General features: G+C 59.5%; 23 protein-coding genes and 1 pseudogene. All 24 read right to left on the bottom strand.

Going from position 1 to position 20,982, the window contains the following annotated elements; genetic code table 11:
- Positions 1 to 35 precede the first annotated feature (35 nt).
- Positions 36 to 251 (bottom strand): hypothetical protein, encoded by a 216-nt coding sequence (locus FO013_RS22420; RefSeq protein ID WP_186293138.1) that lies wholly within the window; start codon positions 249 to 251, stop codon positions 36 to 38.
- A 323-nt stretch (positions 252 to 574) separates the two neighbouring features.
- Entirely contained in the window at positions 575 to 1,381 is an 807-nt protein-coding gene (locus FO013_RS15000; RefSeq protein WP_143923360.1) for a hypothetical protein, read from the bottom strand.
- 5 nt (positions 1,382 to 1,386) lie between these two features.
- Entirely contained in the window at positions 1,387 to 2,790 is a 1,404-nt protein-coding gene (locus FO013_RS14995) for a hypothetical protein (RefSeq protein ID WP_143923359.1), read from the bottom strand.
- Positions 2,791 to 3,721: 931 nt separating this feature from the next.
- A complete protein-coding gene (locus tag FO013_RS14990; RefSeq protein WP_143923358.1) occupies positions 3,722 to 4,588 on the bottom strand; it encodes a hypothetical protein in 867 nt (288 codons plus the stop codon).
- A 537-nt stretch (positions 4,589 to 5,125) separates the two neighbouring features.
- Positions 5,126 to 5,689 carry a single-stranded DNA-binding protein gene (locus FO013_RS14985; protein ID WP_186293137.1) on the bottom strand — a complete coding sequence of 188 codons (564 nt, stop codon included), beginning with the start codon at positions 5,687 to 5,689 and terminating at the stop codon, positions 5,126 to 5,128.
- 170 nt (positions 5,690 to 5,859) lie between these two features.
- Positions 5,860 to 6,219, bottom strand: a complete 360-nt coding sequence (locus FO013_RS14980) for a hypothetical protein (RefSeq protein WP_143923356.1) — start codon at positions 6,217 to 6,219, stop codon at positions 5,860 to 5,862.
- A gap of 48 nt (positions 6,220 to 6,267) precedes the next feature.
- Positions 6,268 to 6,735 (bottom strand): hypothetical protein, encoded by a 468-nt coding sequence (locus tag FO013_RS14975; RefSeq protein ID WP_143923355.1) that lies wholly within the window; start codon positions 6,733 to 6,735, stop codon positions 6,268 to 6,270.
- 105 nt (positions 6,736 to 6,840) lie between these two features.
- A complete protein-coding gene (locus FO013_RS14970; protein ID WP_143923354.1) occupies positions 6,841 to 7,734 on the bottom strand; it encodes a hypothetical protein in 894 nt (297 codons plus the stop codon).
- A gap of 717 nt (positions 7,735 to 8,451) precedes the next feature.
- Positions 8,452 to 10,383 (bottom strand): type IV secretory system conjugative DNA transfer family protein, encoded by a 1,932-nt coding sequence (locus FO013_RS14960; protein ID WP_260848180.1) that lies wholly within the window; start codon positions 10,381 to 10,383, stop codon positions 8,452 to 8,454.
- The gene (locus tag FO013_RS14955; RefSeq protein ID WP_143923351.1) at positions 10,383 to 11,921 is read right to left on the bottom strand and encodes a conjugal transfer protein TraC; all 1,539 of its coding nucleotides are present in this window, start codon (positions 11,919 to 11,921) and stop codon (positions 10,383 to 10,385) included. The genes FO013_RS14960 and FO013_RS14955 overlap by 1 nt, the downstream gene beginning before the upstream one ends.
- A gap of 3 nt (positions 11,922 to 11,924) precedes the next feature.
- Complete coding sequence (locus FO013_RS14950) at positions 11,925 to 13,568, bottom strand: SCO6880 family protein (protein WP_143923350.1); 1,644 nt, start codon at positions 13,566 to 13,568, stop codon at positions 11,925 to 11,927.
- Position 13,569: 1 nt separating this feature from the next.
- Positions 13,570 to 14,718 (bottom strand): hypothetical protein, encoded by a 1,149-nt coding sequence (locus FO013_RS14945; protein WP_143923349.1) that lies wholly within the window; start codon positions 14,716 to 14,718, stop codon positions 13,570 to 13,572.
- Positions 14,719 to 14,756: 38 nt separating this feature from the next.
- Positions 14,757 to 15,083 carry a hypothetical protein gene (locus FO013_RS14940; protein ID WP_143923348.1) on the bottom strand — a complete coding sequence of 109 codons (327 nt, stop codon included), beginning with the start codon at positions 15,081 to 15,083 and terminating at the stop codon, positions 14,757 to 14,759.
- Between the two features lie 73 nt (positions 15,084 to 15,156).
- The gene (locus tag FO013_RS14935) at positions 15,157 to 15,930 is read right to left on the bottom strand and encodes a hypothetical protein (protein WP_143923347.1); all 774 of its coding nucleotides are present in this window, start codon (positions 15,928 to 15,930) and stop codon (positions 15,157 to 15,159) included.
- 135 nt (positions 15,931 to 16,065) lie between these two features.
- Positions 16,066 to 16,623 carry a hypothetical protein gene (locus tag FO013_RS14930; RefSeq protein ID WP_143923346.1) on the bottom strand — a complete coding sequence of 186 codons (558 nt, stop codon included), beginning with the start codon at positions 16,621 to 16,623 and terminating at the stop codon, positions 16,066 to 16,068.
- Between the two features lie 75 nt (positions 16,624 to 16,698).
- The gene (locus FO013_RS14925) at positions 16,699 to 17,016 is read right to left on the bottom strand and encodes a hypothetical protein (RefSeq protein WP_143923345.1); all 318 of its coding nucleotides are present in this window, start codon (positions 17,014 to 17,016) and stop codon (positions 16,699 to 16,701) included.
- 2 nt (positions 17,017 to 17,018) lie between these two features.
- On the bottom strand, positions 17,019 to 17,885 hold the full coding sequence (locus tag FO013_RS14920; protein WP_186293136.1) for a sigma factor: 867 nt from the start codon (positions 17,883 to 17,885) through the stop codon (positions 17,019 to 17,021).
- 8 nt (positions 17,886 to 17,893) lie between these two features.
- Complete coding sequence (locus FO013_RS22925; protein ID WP_260848175.1) at positions 17,894 to 18,511, bottom strand: hypothetical protein; 618 nt, start codon at positions 18,509 to 18,511, stop codon at positions 17,894 to 17,896.
- 381 nt (positions 18,512 to 18,892) lie between these two features.
- Positions 18,893 to 19,096 (bottom strand): annotated as a pseudogene (locus tag FO013_RS23300) (helix-turn-helix domain-containing protein); the annotation flags it as partial.
- Between the two features lie 58 nt (positions 19,097 to 19,154).
- Complete coding sequence (locus tag FO013_RS14910) at positions 19,155 to 19,466, bottom strand: hypothetical protein (RefSeq protein WP_143923342.1); 312 nt, start codon at positions 19,464 to 19,466, stop codon at positions 19,155 to 19,157.
- 125 nt (positions 19,467 to 19,591) lie between these two features.
- Positions 19,592 to 19,807: a hypothetical protein gene (locus FO013_RS14905; RefSeq protein ID WP_143923341.1), complete on the bottom strand. Its 216-nt coding sequence runs from the start codon at positions 19,805 to 19,807 to the stop codon at positions 19,592 to 19,594.
- Positions 19,804 to 19,965 carry a hypothetical protein gene (locus FO013_RS22415; protein ID WP_186293135.1) on the bottom strand — a complete coding sequence of 54 codons (162 nt, stop codon included), beginning with the start codon at positions 19,963 to 19,965 and terminating at the stop codon, positions 19,804 to 19,806. The genes FO013_RS14905 and FO013_RS22415 overlap by 4 nt, the downstream gene beginning before the upstream one ends.
- A 28-nt stretch (positions 19,966 to 19,993) precedes the next feature.
- The gene (locus tag FO013_RS14900) at positions 19,994 to 20,245 is read right to left on the bottom strand and encodes a hypothetical protein (RefSeq protein ID WP_143923340.1); all 252 of its coding nucleotides are present in this window, start codon (positions 20,243 to 20,245) and stop codon (positions 19,994 to 19,996) included.
- Positions 20,242 to 20,844 carry a hypothetical protein gene (locus FO013_RS14895; RefSeq protein ID WP_143923339.1) on the bottom strand — a complete coding sequence of 201 codons (603 nt, stop codon included), beginning with the start codon at positions 20,842 to 20,844 and terminating at the stop codon, positions 20,242 to 20,244. Before FO013_RS14895 ends, FO013_RS14900 begins: the two co-directional genes overlap by 4 nt.
- Positions 20,845 to 20,982: the final 138 nt, after the last annotated feature.

Below are 20,982 nucleotides of genomic sequence, written 5' to 3'. Positions count from 1 at the left end.
CTCGATATTGTCCGACTCGAGGAAGTCGGTCAGCCTCAGTCGGCCAGTGGATTGCCGCTTTCGTCGACTTCCGGTGGATACCAGTCGAGAACGACCTCCTGCCACGCGATCTCCTCGGCCTGCCGCCGATTCGCCCGACTCTTTCCGATCAGCAGCAACGGGTTCGCTCTCTCTTCCGCTGTCGCCTGCACTCCCTCCGGTTCCAGTGCGGCGATCACTTGGCTGCGCCGGTTCACGTATTCGTCGAACATCACCGAATAGTGTTCCGTCGGGTTCTGGATCGTCGCTGCTTTGCTCGGTGCGAACCTCTCCACGTAGTCCCGAATTCTGTTGTTCTCGGCCATCTTCCTCACTTGCTCCTGCACTCTTAGCTCGTGGCTCCGACACAAGTTCCTGTTTGACACTGAGCACTGGCTGTTCCGATGCGTCGTCCGAAAAAATGAGGTCAAACAGACCCTCTGCGTCGTCAAACTCTTTTTTCGCCATTCTGCCTTACCTCACAGATTAGAACATATATGCGATTACGTCAATAGTGGGCACGCTTGCCCTCAGATTGCTTCTGAGCTGTCTACGGTCACCGGTCAAGACCGGGGTCTGTGACCGGTCGCGTTACTGTGTGACCGGTCATCATGTCCAGGTCCGGGCCGGACTTCGTGACCGGCGTTGACCGGTCACGGCCCATCTGCTCGTCCCACGCCTTCGTCTGTGTTGTCCCGTTTGACCGGTCAATGTAGATGAGGTTGCTCGCTGCCTCAGCGACAGGGGAGTCCTCGGCTTCGAGAGCAATGTTCACCTGCTCCGTGCGTGTCCGTACTCGTGCGGACACTGATGCCGCACTACTGGCCGTTGTCCATGCTTCGGTGACCATCCGTGACCGGTCATAGGTGGAACCGACTTCTCCTAGGTCGACCGTCCGCGCCCGGTCTTGAATTTCGTATGCCTCCCAATACCGGTCAAGGGCCGTGTCGACTGTCTGCACGTCGGCGGTCGGTGTCCACGACATCAGCGCGGCCTCTTTGCTGGCCGATTTCACGGTTCGCATTTTCTCGCTTGCGTCCAGGCTCTGAAGTTCTGTGCTGGAGAGTTCATCGCGCATCGCTCGCTGGATGATTGCCCACTCATGTCCTCCTGTCTGGGGATCCTTCGCGGCGATTAACGCATCGCCGTAGCGTTCCATCACACCGGCTTCCGGTGATTGGTTATCGAGGATCGTTGCGGCTTCGTGCGCGTCACGGGCTTGACCCGTGAGCAGCTTGGACATGTCTTCCATGTATTCGATCTGACTCTCTGGTGCTCGGCTAATCCGTTGCCCCATCTGCCTGACGACTCTCACCCGCGTGGCCATCCGCTCCCGGAGCAGGTTCATATCTGTCTCAGCCACTGTGCTCACCTCTCCAGCCCGAACGAAGTCTCAACGTCAACGTCTACTGTCGGCGGTTGCACCGCATACACCCACGTCTGCGTCTCAACGACAGTCACCATCCGCTCCTGCTCCCTCACGAGTTCGTCCGGCGATCTGTCCTTCGCCGACGGAGGCGGCACAGGCATCGGCGGTACCCCAGTTGACGCGGCATAGTCCTCGGACTCTGTGCTGTTGTGACCAAGTCCGACTCCTGGCGCTGGCACGTTCGTGTCGACCTGACCCCACCGGTCACTGATCGCCTGCTGCTGATCGCTCATCGTGTCGTAACAGGCTCGCATCAGAGCCTGACCTCGAAAGGCGACTGTGGGACTGTCGTTTTGTGCCTCTTTCATCACCGCTAGGTCCAGCCCATCGCGTGCCCCCGAGGCTTCAATGAACTCGTCGACCCTGGTCGTGAAATCATCCCGTTCGGGGACCCACGTCTCTGGTTCTTTCGGAGTCAGGCGCAGCGCCGCTTCCACACTCGCGGCCTCAGCCAGACGGCCAGCCTTAGTATTCAAAATCGCCTGTTCTTCATGGGGGAATCGTTCTCCGAGGCTTCGCCGCATTCCCGCCATGAACGGTGTTGTCCGTTTGGCCGCAAGTGCCAGCACAATCGAGTACTTCTGCAAGGCCGCTTCTTTGCTCGCCGCGGCACGTTCGTTCACCTCCAGCAGTTCACGTGCAGCATCGGCTACGTTGGGTCGTTGTCGGGCCTGTCTGAAGTCCTGTGCCGCCAGCCGGTACTTGCCCATCGCCGTCTGCACATGCTTATCGGCCTCGCGTGCCTGCTGCTTGATGTACTGTTCGGCTTCGGTGCGCCGTCTCGGATTCTCTGCCAAGCGTTGCCCGTGGCGCAGAGCGTCGACAATCCGTCGGCGTAGCAGATGCACCTCATCGTCGGCATCGATCAGATCGGCGCCGATCATGTCTTCCGCACCTGGATTCTCGTACCGTCCGTGGTGTTCGGCCCACCACTGGCTGATGTGTTCCCGAGCCGGGATACGAGTGCGCCGCTCTGGGTTGCGGGCATCTCCGATGGCATCGGCCACGACCCGGTCAAGGACTTCGTCGTCGAGCTCGCCATGGTCGCACCCGAGATGTTCTTCCATCTGACCCATGAGTACCCCCGACGCTTCCAGCCATTCGACGTCCCCATACGCGGTTCCCACCGCTGGCAATCCGAACACGCGCTGGCGGTCGTACTCCCCGGTCTCGGCTTGTGACTGTCGGCGGAGCGCGAAGTCGTAGTCGGTCAGTGCTTTCTGCCGTTGCCAGCGCAGCGTGATGTCATATGGTGTGTTCCCTGGTATACCCAGGCGCATGGCCTCACCCGGTGAAGCGTTGAGCATCTTCGAGTGCAGTGCAATAACTTCTGCCTGTTTCATCGTGATCTCCGTATACTCCCGTGGCTCTCAGAGCCTGTTCATTCCGATACTTGGCGCTTGGGCAGGCTTCGGGGGAGGCACCAAATGAGCGGGGCCGGCCCCGCTAGCACCCGTTCCCATTGCGACGTCTTGGGCACCCGCCTGCCCGTTGCGCCTAGTTGGTGCCGCCCGGCCAGCCCACGGCATGGGCGGCACTCCTGTTTTCGTTAGACCCCGCTCAATCTCCTGGTCGGCCACCGAGTGAGTGGTTCGTACTTGCTTTCTCCACTGCTCGCTGTCTTGCAGTTGCTGGGAGTTCATGCGCTCGTAGCAGGCGATCTGCAGAGCAGCACCGCGTGGATCTGCCGTTGATGTACCTGTCACTCTCCGTAGCCCTGTCGCGGCACGTTCATTGCGCTCCTGCAGGGTTGCTACGTCCTTGATGAACTGGTCCGATGCTTCAAGCCGATGACCAACCGACGTGTCCCACCGGCTCGGGTCAGGTGGTATCAATCGTGCTGCCATTTCTAAGCTCGCACGCCGAGTGAGTGCTCCTGCTTCTGAATCCAGCACGTCCCGACGTATGTCCGGTAGCCGCTCTTGCAAGGTGACTGCGACACTGGCCAGGTGCGGACTCCGCGCCTGCACCCCGGCATCCATCGCTCTGCGCACTGCACCGAGTTCAACCGCACGTCGTCGTGTTTGCTCACCGCTGGGACCAACCGCCGCGTTCCGGTACGCTTCGCGTGCTCGGTCGAGCACCGTCATTGTGCGCTCGAATTCTTGCCGCAAGAACTCTTCCGCCATGGCACGGGTGCTTGTGTCGACGCTTAACTCTCGGGCTTCAGCCAATGCCGCGCCGATCATCCGGCGTACAGCCCGGACGTGTTCGTTTCCAACAGTGAACGCCGTTCGGGTTTGCTCTGACATTCCACTCACCCCTTAGTTGCGTTTAGCGGTTCAGCTGGGCACTGGCACCCGCAGGCGCCGGTGTCGGGGGAGGAACTAAGTGCGGTGCCACCGACGGGGCCGGGGCGCTGTTGTGCATCGTCACCGGCTTGGCTGAGTCCAGTGCACCGACGACGACACTGCACTGATACGCCACCCGCTCCGCAGCATCGCGCAGTCCCGCCACCTCCTGTGCAGCCTCTCCACCATCACGGCCGTAATCGTCGCCGCTCTGAATAAACTCAATGCGTTCTTCCGCCTCATAGACCGACCTGAACTGCACGTCCTCGGCTCGCTCTCGCAGATCGACACGTTGCTGTGCGCTGACGGTCACGTCGACGTCGTTCTCGCCCTCGACCACGGCGCGTTCGAACGCCGGTCCCGTGTAAGCGCGGCTTGAGTCCCATACAGGGCGAGGCAGTTTGAAGCGCATATCTGGGTACTGTTGAAGAGATTCGTTCGGAGCTGGGAACGAATCAATCGCGACCGGAATACCGTTGCGCAATGCCCACCAATCACTGCCATTGCGCAATGGCCAGAAGTCACCACCCTGTCTTTCCCGCTCCTTCTGCACCTCCGGTGTATCGAATTCGTACGCTTTGGAATACGCCTTGTCCATCGTCGACCAACTGGTGTCGGTACGCTGACAGCTCACTTTGAGACGTTGTCCCACTGCGCCCCGCAACAGGTGCCCGGTTGATGGTTCATTAGTCGACCGTTCCGTTACTGGTGGCTGGTCAGCAATCATCCACGCAGCCACATCGGCATCGTGTGCTTCCAGGCGTTTGACTCCTGTTCCATCCGCGGCTGACCACCCTTTCGGTGCAGGTGGCATACACGACACGGTGGCTTCGATGCTGGCCTGCTGCATCAGCCCCCATTCCTGTGTCTCACGCAGCTCGGGAAGCTTCTCGGGACTAACGACCTCGGCAGTCGTCACTGACATCGCTGCCAACCATGGACGACAGTCGTCAACGGCATTGATGACCGATTCGCTGAAAGCACTCACATGTGCTGCGCGTGTACTCATCTCCTGTTGGACGGAATCGACTCCAGACAGTTCCGAGACTGTCTGGTAGTGGTCACTTGCGAGGCTGACGTCCCTGTCCGTCACAGCGGAGCGGAGTGCATAGCGCAATCTATTCTCGATGGTGTGACGGTCTTGAGCCGGAGAACTCATGAGTAGTTCTTGGGCATCGGCGAGGGCGAGGATCACTCGGCGTCGCATCGTCGTGATATGCATATCGGCGGTCCGAATCAACTCGGCCTGGGAGTCAACCATCGTCTGTTCACCTTTTCGTGTTCAGTCCTGCGCAGATAACTGGCCATGTGTCTGATCGGTCGCCCCCCCCACGGCGTGTGCCTCCCGTGCTGGGCCAATCGATCGGTTCGACAACCTCGTTGCGCGTCATCGGCTGAGACCGGCGTCGGGAGCCTGGTTCGGAGGTGGGGGAGCGGTGTACTGCTGGCGCACCGGCTGACCTCGATCAGCGAACTCCTGGCTATGGACCGGATACGGATCGGGATTCTCGCCCCAACCAGGTCCAGCCGCCTCGCGCCCCAATTCCTGCCCGGACAGCGCTGACCCTGCACTGATGTCCTGTTCTCGATCTGGGGCCACACCGCCACGGCCAAGCGAATTGTGCATATACGACGCGGAGACGTCTTTGGCGAAGATCTTGTTGCTCACTCGCTGATTGCCTTCACCGTCGACGTACGGTTTCGGCTTGTAATTGCCCTCCACCGTCACCCGCTGACCACTTTCCAACGAGGCGAGCAGATTCTCGCGTAGGCCCTCTTGGTCGACAGTGACCTCATACTTCGTCGGTTTGGCGTCTTTCCAGACTTGCTCGTCTCCATCGAAGTACCGTTTGTTCTCCAACACTTCGAATGCCGCGAACTGTGTGCCATTGTGCTCAACGCGACGCGGATCGGCTGCAAGATACCCAGTGATCTTTCGCTTATCGGCCACTGTGACCGCCTCCTTCATCAGTCGGATGCACGGTGCATCTCACTGGGAGTTCGGTCACAGTCACTGTCAGCATTGGGTGACAAACATTTCCACCCGAAATACGGTGAAAGCGGTGACCTATGCACTCAGGTCACCGCTTTCCCTCGCTCAACCCCGCCGGGGTTGCTAGGTCAGCCACGATCCGGCTCCAGTGCGAATAGCGCACGCGCTTTCCGGCCCATTTCGCGGACCCACCCTGTGTCTTTTCGGATTGTATGGACCTCATCGAGGATGACCGCCGACTCGTATTCAGACGTCATCGGCTCTTCACCGTGCGGCCCGTCATGCCCCTTTCGACGCTCGCACAGCGTCACCACGAACGCGAAGCCGTCACCGTCCTCATACGGAACCATGAGCTGAAACTCTTTGAGACATTGCATTTCCTCCATCGCCCATCGAGCATCGTCGACTTCCACTTGGGCCTGTCGAGCGGCATTGACCGCCAGGTGGAACTCCATCGCTGCCTTTGCGAATTCACTCTCTGTCACCATGACTTCTTCCTTCCTCACCTTGGCCGCTCACAGGTCCGCCGACGGCTGCTATTCGCGCTCATCATCTTCGGTTTCTCTCAACGAGCTGTCCCATCGTGGATCCCAGAACCCGTCCAACGGATACTGATCAAACGCGTCGATGACATCCTCGCCCTTCAACTTTTGGACCGTGCTAATACTGTCCATCCATCGGCGTCCCGCTATTTCGGCAGCACGATCCGCCGCCGCGAATTCGCCGACCGCGTTCGCGAACTCTTCACACGGGTTCTCTTCCAGATAGAACCGTGCATCGTGAGCCCCCTCGTGACCGACCGGACGTCCGCACCACATGACAGGCCACCCTGGGCGGACGTTCTCGGGCCTCCATGAGAACCGGCACTGCAACCTCCCCAACACTTCCCGCGCCCGATCAGCTCGGGCATTGGCCACATCGCACTCATCACTCGCCCTGCCCAGTTCAGCCTCAGCTGCCGCGAGTTCTTGCTCGCTCACTGCCGCTTCTTCAACCGTGTTCATTCTCCTTGCACCTTTCCTTCGCCCAGTCACACTTCACTCCACGAGCTCAGCTGCGGTCCGGCACCGGCGCGGTAGGCCCTCGCCCATCCAGAACAACTCGTTCTCTCAACCGCTCACAGGTGACCCGGGCACACCTTCTTCGTCGTCGGGAACACCCCACGGCCCATCGGGCGTCGCAGCTTCCTCCCACACGAATGACCCTCCCGCAGGCACGTGAGTCGCGGTCACCGTGACACTGAAATCATTGGCTCCCGCGACGCTTTCACCCTCGAGATCGATCTCGCTGGTTCTCGTTCCCGTCCGAACTGGTCCGACTCCGAAGATGTCGGACTCTCCGATGAGTTCGCCATCGTCGGTGATGAGGCGCACTCGACCGAACGACGGATCTTCGTCGACACCAGGACGGTCAATTGTCGCTGTTGACCGGCGTGTGAACACTGTCTGTTCCCACAGGTCTTCGTCGTAATCGCGAGCCTCGACCACCGGCTCCCGATGTTCGCCTTTCCCACACGACCCCAGCTCTTTTACCATCGGTCGCAACCGGTACTCCAGCATCGACTGCAACTGCGGTAGCCACATCCACATTGCGTTAACCGTGGGCAACTTCTCTTCCCACGTCTTGTACTCCAAATTCATCGCCGCGTGTAGCTCAGCCACGATCTCTGAATGCCGAAACCAGCAACTAGGGATGATAGACGAGGAGATTTTGAACTCCGCGATCAGCCAATCGACCCAACGACGCAGCCCCACCCACGCCTCTTGCTGCAATTCTTCGGGGATCTCTCGCCACCGCAACCCCAACCATGCCGGGGCAGCCGGTCCGCCCATCTCACCCAACACCGGGTCCTGATACGACGATGTCTCCGCCATGATCTGATCCGGGTTAGTCAACCGTCCCAGCAGTTCGTCGAGGTCGTCATCACCAGTACCCTCACCGCCGTCAGCCGAATCACCCGATTCGACCGTTTCGTCGCTGTTGAACTCGTCTTCATCACTCATCGTTGTCACTTCTCTCCGAATGCTTGCCGCCGGTAACTCCGTTGTCCCGACGTCACCGCCACCGCTAGTCGCTCGATCATGCGACCGATGGCACGGCACGACCGCCCTTGACCACTGTCCTGCCTCATCAGCTCGTGCACCGTTGAGTGGCACACGTCCGTACACAACCAATAGCCCACGTCTTCAGGTGTCCGCTCGGATTCGCATCTGACCGGGTCGTCTTCGTCGCGAGTAATCGAATGCCACTGCACCTCAGCGAAACGTCCACATATCTGGCAGAGCATCGGTCGCTGCATCCCTTGACCGCCTGTCGTCTCATCCACCGTTTCTCGTTCCTTTCAACCGCTTCAAATGGGCAACGATGACCACTGTCGCCCGATACCTGTTCCACCCGAAGAATTCCCGGCGCCGGTCCATCACCCGATGCACCGCCTGATGATCCTCCCGACACAGGGGCATCAGATCCCCATCTGCCTCCTGTGCGCTCCAGGTGCCGTCCTTGTGTTCGGTCACCCCGTCGTAGGACACATGGTGCAGGTCAAGCGTTCCTGCATCCTCAAGTCGGACCCCGCACACTTGGCACGCAGGCTCAACGCCTTCGGCACGACGGTCTCGAAACCATCGTTGCCGCCGCCAGTGCCACGCCTGAGTCCGCAGATACTTCCGGTATCCGCCTGACCGTGTGCGATGTAATCCCAGCCTGGACATGATGACCCGTCAGAACATCCGGACTGACTTCGCAGACGTGTCGTCATCCGCGTCCGGTTCCATTTCGTCAACCACGCTCGATTCGACAACCTCACCCGTGCTGCCCTCCCATGCGACGGCTTCATTCCACTGGCGATCAGAATCAGCGGACTGAATCGAGTTCGCGAACAGGGACGACGCATCAGCGATCTGGTCTGCATCCTTGCGATCCCAGTACTGGCTGATCTTTACGATCATCGGACGGCGATTCCGGTAGAACAGGACCGCATACCCGAAGGGGATACGTCGTAGCTCGGCGACTGGCAGAACCGGTTTGTCGACAATGGTGTCAGACTCACTCGATCCTGACTCCTGACGCGATTTCGACACTCGAACCACGCGACGTTCGCCCGACAGATCCGACAGTTGCCGCAGATCATCAGTGTTCGAAGCACCACCGAGCTGCTGTTTGACCGTCGCCGCATCGTAGAGTGCCGACGCGGCCTCGCTGCCCCAGGAATTGCGGACCTGGGCCATTGACTGGAATACCGCCAGAGGACAGATCCCGACGCCACCACCATCGGCCATCAGCGTTGTCAATCCGTCCCAGGCCGTGGTGATGTTCGCGATCTCGTCGAGGACGAGCATCAGCGGCGGATCCAGCCGGGATTTATACCGTTGTGCGGCGATCTCACGCGCACGCTCCGTGATGGCATCCATCATCGCGATCAGGAACGGTCCCGCCGACGTGCCACCGGACTTCGTCCCCATGATGTAAAGGGTCCCCGATTCGCGGATGAACTCGTCGATATCGAATTCTTCGTCCTTCGTCCTCGGATTGATGACATCACGGACACTGGACACTGACAGCCCTGCCACAGCGTTCGAGACACCGAACCATTTGTTGCCACGCATCTTCGGGTCCTCATTAATATCGGATTCCAAGGACGTTGCCCATCCGGGCTCAGCCTGTCCCCGGTCCTCCCACTTCCGCAGGATCTGCACGGCTTCCGTGGCCTCGGGAGCAGAATTGCCCCACCGCATGACCGCCTCAACACCCAAACCTTCGAGGGCTGCCGCGTGCAGCAGCGACTGCATAATCAGCACAGCCGGCGACTTCCACTCAGCATTCGTGGAATGCTCCGACAATCCTGCGGCACTGATGAGCGAGTTGGCTCGTTGGTTCGCCGTCTGGCCACGCTGACAACCGGTCACAGGCGACCACTTCAACGTCGTGGCCTTACCTGTCAGACCCTGCGGATCGAACAGCGTCACTGGCCCCTTCTTCGCGCGGAGGGGAGCAGTCATCGAGTAGTTGTCCGCACGAGTCGATGTCGTGATGACCGGGCCGGGAGCATCGAGGATCGCACTCACGAGAACGTTCACGCCTTTACCTGAACGCGGAGGTCCGATGAGGATCATCGAATCTTCCATGCTCACGTAGATGGTCACACCCTGGCTGATCCCGAACTTCACGGTGCCCATCTCGGGAGTGATCTGTTTCTTCGGGATCGTGGGGCGCACCGTCCGGGCCATCTTCTTCGCCTTCCGCTTGCCCAGGGTCCGTCGTACTTCCCACCATTTGGCGATCCCGCGGCGCTTGCGCAGTTCCTCGACAAAGTATTCGTCCGATTCGACTCGCACCTGGTACCAGATGATGCCGCCGATGACGGCTACGAGAATCAGTCCGATAATGATCGACCACGCTGTGATGACGCTCCACGTTGGTGCTGAGCATCCGTCGGGAGTCGTGCCGAATACACCGGTGTCTCCGGATGAGATGAACGACAGGACGTCGAACACCCCTCGAGGTGTCGCCCACGCACCACACGCGAGGCGATTCACCACCATCGCTATCCCGGTCAGAGCCGCCAGGAATCCGAGAATTGCTCCGACCACGACGACAAGGACATCTTTGCCGGAGTGGATGAAGCCCTGCCTGCCTTCTCTTTCTTCGAACATCACGCTGCCACCCAATCGTCGACAAGGACATTGCCGAAGTCGTCTGTCTTCGCCTCCGCGCCCGTGCGCTGGTCGGTGTCCAACAGAGGCTCCTCTTCACTCGTGAGCTTGTTGTAGACCTCGAACGAAGCCTGTCCCACACGCCATAGGCCCTCACCCTTTTGATACGACCTGAGCTTGGTGCGCTCTCGTTCGTTGAGCTCCAACTGGTTCGTCGTTGCTTTCAGCGCGGCCGCGTCCTGCCGGTAGATCACTTTCACATCAGCATCGGCCAGCAGCGAGTTCGCCATTGCCGCCATCTGTGAGCCAGCGTCGCCGGCCATGTCGAGGTCAGTGACCTTGTGCATCAGCAAGACATTGAAGATTCCGTAGTCACGCGCCAGCTTCCAGTTCTCAACCATCCGCTCCAGGTCGGCCCGGTTCGTCACCGAGTCCCAACCCTCTTCGTAGACGACGATGCGTTTACCCGAATCCGAGTTCGACACCATCGCTTCCAACCAGGCCGCGCAGCAGATCGAGACCATGCGGCGCGCAGTCGGTGTGGCACCGCGCATTGCGGACGTGTCGATGGACACTGCCGGTGCTTCTGACTGGAATCGCTCTGTCGACTCACCGTTGAACATTCCGGCCACGTCGCCGGTCGTCATGCGTCCCAGCGACAGGGCAATGTCCTCGCACGCCGACGCGATCTTCACACTGACAGAGGTCTCAACGTCCTTGAGACCCGCGATGACGTCGGAGATGATCGGTGAGCGATTCTCTTCAGCGCCATACTCGACGGCCTGGTCCACGCCCAATTCGAGGGCGGCGTGTTCTGCTGGGGTCAGTTCGTCTGAGCCGGTGAGTACCTTGAGCAGGGTTTCGAGAATCGAGAGCCTGCGTGAGCGGACCACCAGTGCCCATTTTTCGTCGGTCATCGGTTTCCCGAGCCGGTCAACACTGGGTCTGACGCCCTCATCCAGTGGATTGATGCACGTGCCCAGGCCGGGACCGACCTGGATGACCGGACCACCCAAGCGCCGCACCACGCGCGTCCACTCGCCTTTCAGGTCTGATGCGACTGCGAGCTTCCGCCCTGCACCGACCATGCGCATCGCCATCGCCTTGACCAGTGACGACTTACCGGTACCGACCGTGCCGAACACGATCATCGACATCCCGGAAATGATCCTGCTGTCGTAAAGTTCCCAAGGGTCGAAGTTGAATGCGCCACCGCCATTGAGGTCCTGGCCAATGAAGTTGCCCCGTGTGCCCAGTGAAGGACCCGACACGAACGGGAATGCTGTCGCGGCAGTGTGCGCGGCGACCTTGACTCCACGATCCTTCAACACCATCGCACCGAACCCGGACTTCGGCGACGAATCGCCACCGCCTTTGAACTGCCTCTTCGGCAGGTCATCGTCCTTCTTGACCTTGGACGCGAGAGCATCTTCCCACTCTTTGTCCTTGATCAGTTCCCGTAGTTCGCGGCGTTGGCGACGTCGGGTTTTGCGGTCCCCGTCGATAATGGCAAACGCGCCGTGTTTGCGAGTTCGCATCGGTTACACCTCCAGCTTTCCAAAGGGCAGAGCGCCAGCTATGAACCCTTCCTCGGCCTGCCCGTAGAGGACGCGCAGGTCCAGATTCGCCTCCGCCGCACGTGTTTCCAGGTCCGCGCAGTTGGCATTGAGCTCACGGTCGGTCTCAGCGGTAACGGTGATGACGCAGATGAGCTTCAACGGTGCGTGACCGGCTGTGACCTCATCCTCTTCTTGCACGAGGTCCTGGATCTGTCGCTCCTTGCGCGCGGTCTGCTGCTTGCCGATCTTGTCGCGGATCTTGTCATTCGACGACCACGTCGCACGATCTCGCTCATTAGCTTTCAGCGCTTTCGCCGTATCGCGCGGCTTGATATAAAGACTGACTGTATGACGGAAGTCGCCCGCGAACACGAGCTTATCCAGGAAGCCCAGACGTGCCTGTGAGTGAGGCCATTCCGCGATCTTGTACGTCCGGTGCAAAGCTCCGTCCGATTCATAGGTTTTGATGTCTCGCGGGGCCGCGTACATCGGTCCTGCCTGCCTGACAGCAACACCGTCCTCCCCACGCTCGGAGACCTGAATCGCGGAGTCTGGGTCGAACGCAGTGCGTGTGCGTGCGGCCAGAGTGTGCGGGGAGTGCCACTTCGTGACGTACGCCCCGGAAGTCGGAATGGCGTTCTCAATAGTGCCCATCATCGACAGAGCTGTTTCCATGAACCCAGCGACGCCACCGCCAGCGGCCACGATGCGTTCGTTGAGTTTCTCCTTGCTCAGCACCACAGCCATCCACATATCGTGGACCGGCTGGTTCTCCACCGACATGATCGTCTCCACCAGCGACTGGTGCATAAACGGGTCCACATCAGGACCGGCCTGACGAACCGTCTCTCCGTCTGCCGTCGTCACTGCTGGGGCTTTGAGGATCTGTTCTTCATACCAGTGACGAATCGAAGCCCCCGAGATCATGGTCGTCTGATCGGACAGCTGCACGATGTCGACACCAGGAATTCGAGCAATCGTCGACTGCACACTGACCCATTCTCTGAGTCGGTCTTCCTTCTCCTCGAACGAGTTCAGCTGGAACGCCTTCTCAGTCATGACTTCAGCCACCATGGTCGCGACCTTCAAGACGGGGTCATAGATGAATGCTCCACCACCCGGCAATTGGTACACGAGCAGTTCACCAAACTCTCCCGGCAGGGACATCCGCACCGGTTTTCCAGGGCGGATACGATTCTTCCCATCACGGGGAGTGTCATCACCGCGACGCACCGAGCCGTCCATGATCTCGAACTCGGGTCCCTCCACGATCTCAACTTCTCCATCGTCGGTGAAGCCGATCTCGACGCCGTCATCCTTCTGCACAAACTGGTCGTTGCCAGACCGCTGCCGCGACTTCGAACGAAAGAAGATCCGTGCCCACCCGATCAGAGAATTTCCCTTGATACGGGGTATGCCGATGCCGCCGAAAACGATAAGCAGGCCAATGGCTGCCGCCAGCCCCCAGGGGAACCCGTTGATCATAACGACCAACACCCCGAGGACGACTCCCACAGCGATGAAGATGACCTGGTCGGCCTCCATCCCGAAGATGACGCCGGTTGATTCCTCTCGACCGTACTTCGCGCCGTCCCATTCGCTCTCGACGGGTTGTGTCGAACTCATGTCACTTTCCTCCCGTTAGGATTCGACCGCCTTGGCGAACACCGCCGCCGACTTTCCTGGCTCCATTGCTGGTGAAGCGAACGACCGAGCGGGTCGAGTTGGCCAGACGTTGCTGCCCTCCGCGCATCATTCCGCCTGCCGCGTTCTCGAATTGATGTGTCCCGCCTCCGGTCATGAAGCTGATGATGGCCACGACGAAGACCGGGGCCAGAGCCGCCAGTAGCACAAGCGCGATTCCGGCGATCATCATCACCCAGTCGGTACCGATGGAGGCCATAGTGATTCCGAACTTCACTATTCCTGCGGCTATTGGTTTGGCCAGTAGTAGTCCGACGACGAAGCTGGCCCACTTCGTGAAGATTCCTTGGCCGATTTCCCACGTCAGGGAAAATACTGCCACTGGAAGGAACGTGGTCGAGACGAGAATTACCAGAGTTCTCAGCAGCATCATCAGCATCAGTACGATGCAACAGGCCAACACGACGAGCGCGACGATGAACGGCAGAATGATCTTGCCTGGTTCGTTCTCGATGGTGCCCCACCGCCAGACCTCGAAACCGGCATCGACCATGACTTTGCCCTTGCCATCATCGGCAGTTGGGTCCCACCACAGTCCGAAGAGCCGCAGAATGGCACCCACACCAACATCGTCGCCGGATGTGTCCCCTTTGCCGACTTCGAGGATCCATAGTGAGATCTGGTCGAACGCCAGCAGAAGCATATACACGATGCCGGAAATGGCATAGGTGGCAGGCACCGCCAAGATCGATCCGGCAAACGCTCGCAACATGCCTGCCGTGGACGAGCGCACTACAGAGGTGACGACTTGGAACACGAGGAAGATCACGAGCACGGGGAGCATCGCCATGACCATGACGTTGAGCATTCCGGGATACTCGACGGTGTGCTGGTAAGCGCCGTCAGTGTAGACCTCGACACTGCCACCCATGACGGCGACCCACCAGTCCGCCGCGCCACCGTCTTCGCTCATACCGCCGACGGTGAACGCACCCTTCAACGACTCCCACGCACCGACGGCAAACCCATCGATGGCCTGCGCCAGTAGAGCACGGAAGGACTCACCCCAGTCATCGAGTGGGAGTTTGATCCCATCCAGCCAATTCTCTGGGGCTGCCATGATCTCAGTCATTCCGGTCACCTCCTTTCTTACTGATCGTGATCAGGTGCTCAGGCGAACAGGTTGAACCCGGTGAAGTACATGACCATGGACGCCGCCGATCCGAGCAGGACACAGACGATGATGCCGATGATCACTCCCATCACGCCGATGTTCTGGGCGTGGCCTGCACCGAAGGCTTTCGCGCCACCCCAGACGATGGCCGCGATCACAATGAACACGACGGTCAAGATTGCGCCGGTACCGATGATCTGTCCGGCGATGGTACGCATAAATCCCATCCACGGGGCATCCATACGGATCTTCACCCCGGTGTCTGTTCCCTTGGCGATCAGGGTCGTCGCTGCCGCGACGAGTTCAGTAGTGTGCGAATGCATTGTGCTTTCCTTTCTTCGCCCCGGCCTTCTCCGATGAGCCGGGAAACATATTGGGGGAGTGTGTTGTGGCTTGTTATGTCACTGGGATTCGGAACATGCGGTACCCGTACTGTTTTGCTCCGCCGGTGGGGTCGTGGTTGCTTCCCGACCCGGTCTTGTAGAGCTCCCAGAAGATCACTTCGACTGGAGCGCCCTTGGCGGCATGGAAGTTCTTGTTGTCACACTTGCCTTTCGTTCCGTCAGGCAACCACTGGATCCGCGAATACATGGGAGTGTGCTTTTCCATGTAGTCGGCACGATTTTCTTTCCAGTCCTCCTTGGCCGGCATATCGCCGAAACGACCGCCCCAGGCAATCGACTTGGTCCAGACCTTGTCTGCCGCCATCTTGTCGGCACCAATCTCGCGGATAGCCTTGCCCATCTTCCCGGCCTCGGCCTCCGTGGGTTTGTACTGCACACCCTCTTCGTCGTCGGCCTTGTCCTTCTTCCCATCGAGATGCTTATCCGAAGCGATGGAGACCAGCTCTTCGCACTTCGACGACGGTGAGTCCCGGTCGACCCGAATGGTGCGTTGCTTCGCCGCTTCCGGCAGAAGGTCTTCTGTCATGCTGTCTTTGGTCGAGTATTTGATTGCTCCGCTGATGCTTGCCAGAACCACGCAAGCAATCACGACCAGGACCACTCCGGTCTGTCCTCTGCTCGTCAGTCGTGCGCTGCCGAATGCCTTACCACCGGTCCAGACATTGCCGAGAATCACCGCTGCCGCGACCATGATCACGAGTGAGGTTCCAAGCACCCATCCCGCGACGGTGTCGAGGTCTGAGTTAGGCGGGTTGATATCCAGCATTCACGGTCTCCTTGACCATCGAAGTTTCATCCGACATCCGTGTTTCCGCGCTGGGCCTGGACAATGTCTGTCAACACACAAATGGTGGGTGCCCCACACCTGGAGCACCCACCATGAATTCGTCTGATTGACCGGCTACACCCGCACTCCGATCTTGAATTGCTCAGAAGCGATTCCGACGGCCAGGTCAAACTCCGCCTGTTCCAACTGGTCAGAAATCGCCCGAAACTGCGCTGTCTCCACATCGTCGAGACCACCCGCATCGCGCCGACGCCGATGAAACGCAAAGACCCGATTCTGCAGAGACTCAACAAGGAAGCCGACGTCGGCCACCTCGGTCAGAATCCGGGAATCCACGTTCCACAATTCCTGGGGCACCGACCACGTGTCGCCATTCTGTTCCCCCGGATCGATGTACACGTGGAAGATCACGCACATGATGGCCGATGGCACTCCGACGATGATGACGAATCCGGGCACAGCGAGCATCCCCGGCAAGTCAAGGTTGGCCCATCCCACGACACCCAAGGTGGCGACTGCGGCCGTCGCGATCAGCACCACCGCAGCACCGTGGCGCTGCCACAAGGTGGACTTCCGCACTTGCACGTCAACGACCGCCGCCTCATTCCCGACGTCGGACCAGTCACCTCGCGACCAGTGCCGTTCGACTCTCCACTGAGTTCCGTACTTCATCGTCGTTCCCCTCACTCACGCATAGGCATTACGGACTATTCGCCCGATGCCCGATAAATGTTTGTCTCCACGGTCTTAAGTGACGACGAGCACGATCACGATCAGCCACCCCAGCAGAACGACGATGGTTGCCGCTCCCATAATCAGTCGCCCGCGAAGCCCGTGCAGCCACCGGGGAAGCCCCTTTGGTGCATCGTCGTCGCGGGGCATCGTCTCCAGCCACTGATCCCACCAGACCCCGAGCAGATTCGTGAATCGCAGCCACAAGCGCTTACCCACCCAGGGGCGTTTCGCGGGGCGGGTGTCCTCGCCGCTTTCTCCGAGATTGATTGACAGGCTTGTCGTTGACTCGTCGGTTTCTGTTCCAGTTGCTTTACTCCGTCGACCCCTCATGGTCACTCTCCTTCGGTTGTCTTGGCTACGAGCACACCCAGTGCCACCTGTAGAAGTGTTCTCGTGATTGGCAGATACTGTCTGGCAGTGTTGGCCTTCCACCCGGTCTCGGCCACCACATGATCGACGGTGACCTCCGAGAGGCGTCCTGGCCAGGTCTGGATGGCCGCACTCACCTGACGCGTCCAGGCACCCGCTGATCCTTCTTCAGGAAGGCAGTCGAGCAGATCCGACAGATGCACTTGTCCGACGAGCTCGGCCTTCTTCTGTTGGGCACGATGGATGACCTGGCAGTGCAGCTCGAACGAGCGTTTGCAGTCACGGATCCGCTGTGATGAGACTCCGAACTTCTCTGCCGCGTCGGCGGCGTGAGAATCGAAACGTACGTAGGTGAGGAACCCGACGATGAAGCTGGCCGTGTCCATCACCGATGCTGCTGCCGCGACGACCGGCTGGAGCCATGAGGTAGTGGCCAACTGCTCTGCCACCGCGACCGCGAAGTCGTCGACCACTTGGTCCGCCGCAGTCGCGGCCAAGCGCTCGAGGATTTCGTCGGATGACATCGAGTAATCACCATCGAGGATTAGATGACCATGTTTGCGCGATTCAATGTCGACGCGATCCGCGAGGCGATTCTTCGCGATCTGGTTGATCCAGGATTGGAGACGACCGCGCTGAGGATCGAACTTCTCACGGCTCTTCCACGCCGACAACATCACCTCTCCGGCCACATCATCAGCCCACTGACCGAGGCCGTATGACCGCATCCGAGGACGAATGATTCTGTCCGTGGCGATGCTGACCGCCGCCAACAGTGCTTCGTTGGTGAATCCAACCTGCTGAGTTGTGTTCTCTGGTTGCTCTTGCATGACTCTCCTCATCCGAATGACCGGTCAGCTGACCGGACAATCGGTGATCTTGTCCGGTCACGGTTGACCGGCACTTCGACGACGGTGACCGTCTGGTCCCGGTCAATGAGGTCGCGGACATCGGGATCCAGGGCTTCATAGATTGACCGGTCGAGCATCTTGGGGAAGTCCAGCTGCTTCCGGCAACCGGGACAGTTATGGGCTTTCCACCCACAGTCGGCGTGATGGGGGATCGGGCACTTACGGTCATCGACACGGTCCAGTCCGGATGACCGGTCATCGGCACCGAAGTGGTCAATGACCGCTTCCTGCCAGTCGTGACCGTCGTTGACCAGGCTGCGGCGGACGAACGCGTCCGGGGACCCGACCGTGCGAGCTGACCGACCGATGATGGCCTCGGCCAGCCACACAGCCCGGTCACGGTCGAGGGTGACCGTCCAGTGTCCGGCCACGACCGCAACCAGCTTGTCCAGATCCACCGCGCCACGCGCATTCGCCACTCGGCAAGTACCGAACCGAACCGGCTGCGACTCGGGTACGTGCTCTTTCACATCACTTTCGTTCTTCGTCGTCGTCTCACCGGCTCCTGCCGGTGACCGGTCCTCAGCACGGACGCTGGGACTCATAGACGACGATGAGGGTTCAATGATGGTTAAAGACGCACCCGCGTCAGTCTTCGCGCGCGGGACCTGACTGTGAGTCAGGTGGGACCTGACTGTGTGTCGGTTAGGGTCACCTTGCCTGGGGGACCTGACTGTGTGTCGTGTCTTGAATTCTCGGGGCTGAGAGGGGGCACCTGACTGTGTGTCGTGTCTTGAAATCTCAAGACCAGACACTGTGTCACCCCTTGAATAATCAAGACCTGCCTCTGAGTCACCCCTTGAAGATTCGGGGAGTGCCTCAGTACGCGCAATGGGTTGATTTACCGCCTCCGGGTGGAATCTGTACGTGTTTCCGGACTTCGCCCCGCTCTTCTTGTAGCGAGGTTCGATGCTGATTAACCCAAGATCACGGAACCGTTTCACTGCACGGATTACAGCGCGTTCGCTGTAACCGGAATCATGTGCCAGAGTCTTTTGGAACGGCCATGACGACCACAACCCTGTCTCTTCATCAAACGATGCGTTGTCAGCCAACAGCATCAGAATGAGCCGTTCTGGACCGGAAAGTTCGAACTGGTCGAACACTTGCCTCCTGGCCCACGTGATCATCTCATTCGCCATGGTTCACCCCCTAAACCGTCAGTCGCCTTCAGCTTCGTCATCATGGTCATCGCCTCACTGAGTCAGGGAAACGACGATTGAGGGTGAAAGCGGTGGCCATGGGCACACCGTTGTCTCGGGCGAACCAGGACACCACGTTGTTCTCGCGGAGAATCTCGAGATGGTGTTTGACGGTCTCAATGCTCATCCCGGCATCGGTGCTCAGAGTTTCGAGAGTCTCGTCTGATTCCCACTGGTCATTGACCGTCAGAGCCATCAGCCACACCAGCAACAACTGCTCAGGTGCGAATCGACCGGTCCTGCCAAGTTCACGCGTCCACTCTCGGGCCTCATCACCGTGGACTGTCCGTATGTTCATTGCCTTCGTCCTTCCCCTGATTCCGCACTGCTTCGTTTCTCTGATCTCTTCGGGAATCTCATTGAGTAAATCGAGTTGCCCCGGGACTTGAATCCCCTCAGCGGTGCTCTCTGACTGCATTGTCATCACTTCCTCGGTGGTCCCTCATGGCCTTGTGTCTGTGTGCCGTCGAGCCACGGTTGGGACATCACCCAGTCGACGAAGCTTGTTCCCACGGCCCACCACCACTTCAGATCGAGGACGGATAGGTAGGCCGGACCGGTCTCGGACACGTTCGTGAACGTTCCAACTCCGAGGAAAAACCCGACCGCGCCGAGCGCGATCGCACTGATGCCCTTCATGTCTGATCCCATTCGTCGTTTTGAATCGAGGCATAAGCGTCGAAGCCTGCTTCCTGGATAGTTGAACTCGAGGCGGTGGATCCGAAACCGAATTCGGTGAAGTCCTCTTCGCCGTCTTCGCGCTTCATGATCGAGAAATCAATTCGGTAGTCAGCCATCACGGTCTCCCTAGGTCGTTCTGGGCACTCACTGGACGGATCCCCTCTTCACCCACCGGTGGACCCTCCATTCGCATCCGGACATCAGCGCGCACCCGTCGCCGAGTCCCACATGCGTGGCGCGTTTCCCGCAGCAGGGGCATCTGCGCCGCGATGTGGAGTGGATGGGTGCCATAGCGCGGTGGCCGTCCACTGAACCGTGTCTGCCGTCGGCTGTGATCTTCCCTGCAGCCAGAGCACGGTTGTCTTCGCGTTGGAGAATGCTGTCGTGGTCACTCATTGGTTGCCTCCTCCAGCCTCCGTGTTGACCTCGGACCGGGTTTTTCCTGTCCCGGACCCGAGGAAGATCAATGGTTGCGGTGACCTCAACTGCTCGTCGTCTCCGGAAGTGACGTACACGAGGCGGGTCCGGTTCTGACCGATCCGAATAGCGCGTCCGATGATCTTGCAGGTTCCCCAAAAGATCACGAGAGTCACGGTTCCTCCGGCTACCTGTTCTGCCGGTGCCTCGCGTACCCATTCGATTCCATCGACGAGGATCGAGGTCTGCGTCAGGAATGCCACCACATAGCTCACGCCAGCAATCCAGCCGCCGATGCCCAATAGTTGCCGCAGTTTCGAGGACTTGCGTTGATACACCGTCACCGGCTGATATCGGCCAGCAAGGTCGTCGCTGACGGCCTTACCCGTCACTGCACCGACCGTGCCCAGACGCATCGGCCACCTGGTCCCCTGCTCAGCTCGACCGAGCATCACACGGTCCTTGACACCGCTGGTGCACCTCGCGGTCCGGTTTTTCTCCGTCGGAAGTTCGTAGTCGCCGATACTCGGCCTCTGGTGGCCAGTTGTCGACACAGAGTTCGTGGGGTGATCAGTCATTAGACTCCTCCTCGATTCGATTAGCCCGGTCTCGGAGCCACGCACCGATATCCGGTTTCGTCGACGCGAACCTCCAGACGGTCGAAGAGAGCATTCGCTCGTCAAACTCCAAATCGTCAGCAGCCTCTCGCAATGTTT

The organism is Brevibacterium aurantiacum (genome assembly GCF_007558825.1).
Taxonomy (GTDB): Bacteria; Actinomycetota; Actinomycetes; order Actinomycetales; family Brevibacteriaceae; genus Brevibacterium; species Brevibacterium aurantiacum_A.
Note: the sequence above shows the minus strand (reverse complement) of the source record. Positions and strands in the feature narration are given on the sequence as shown.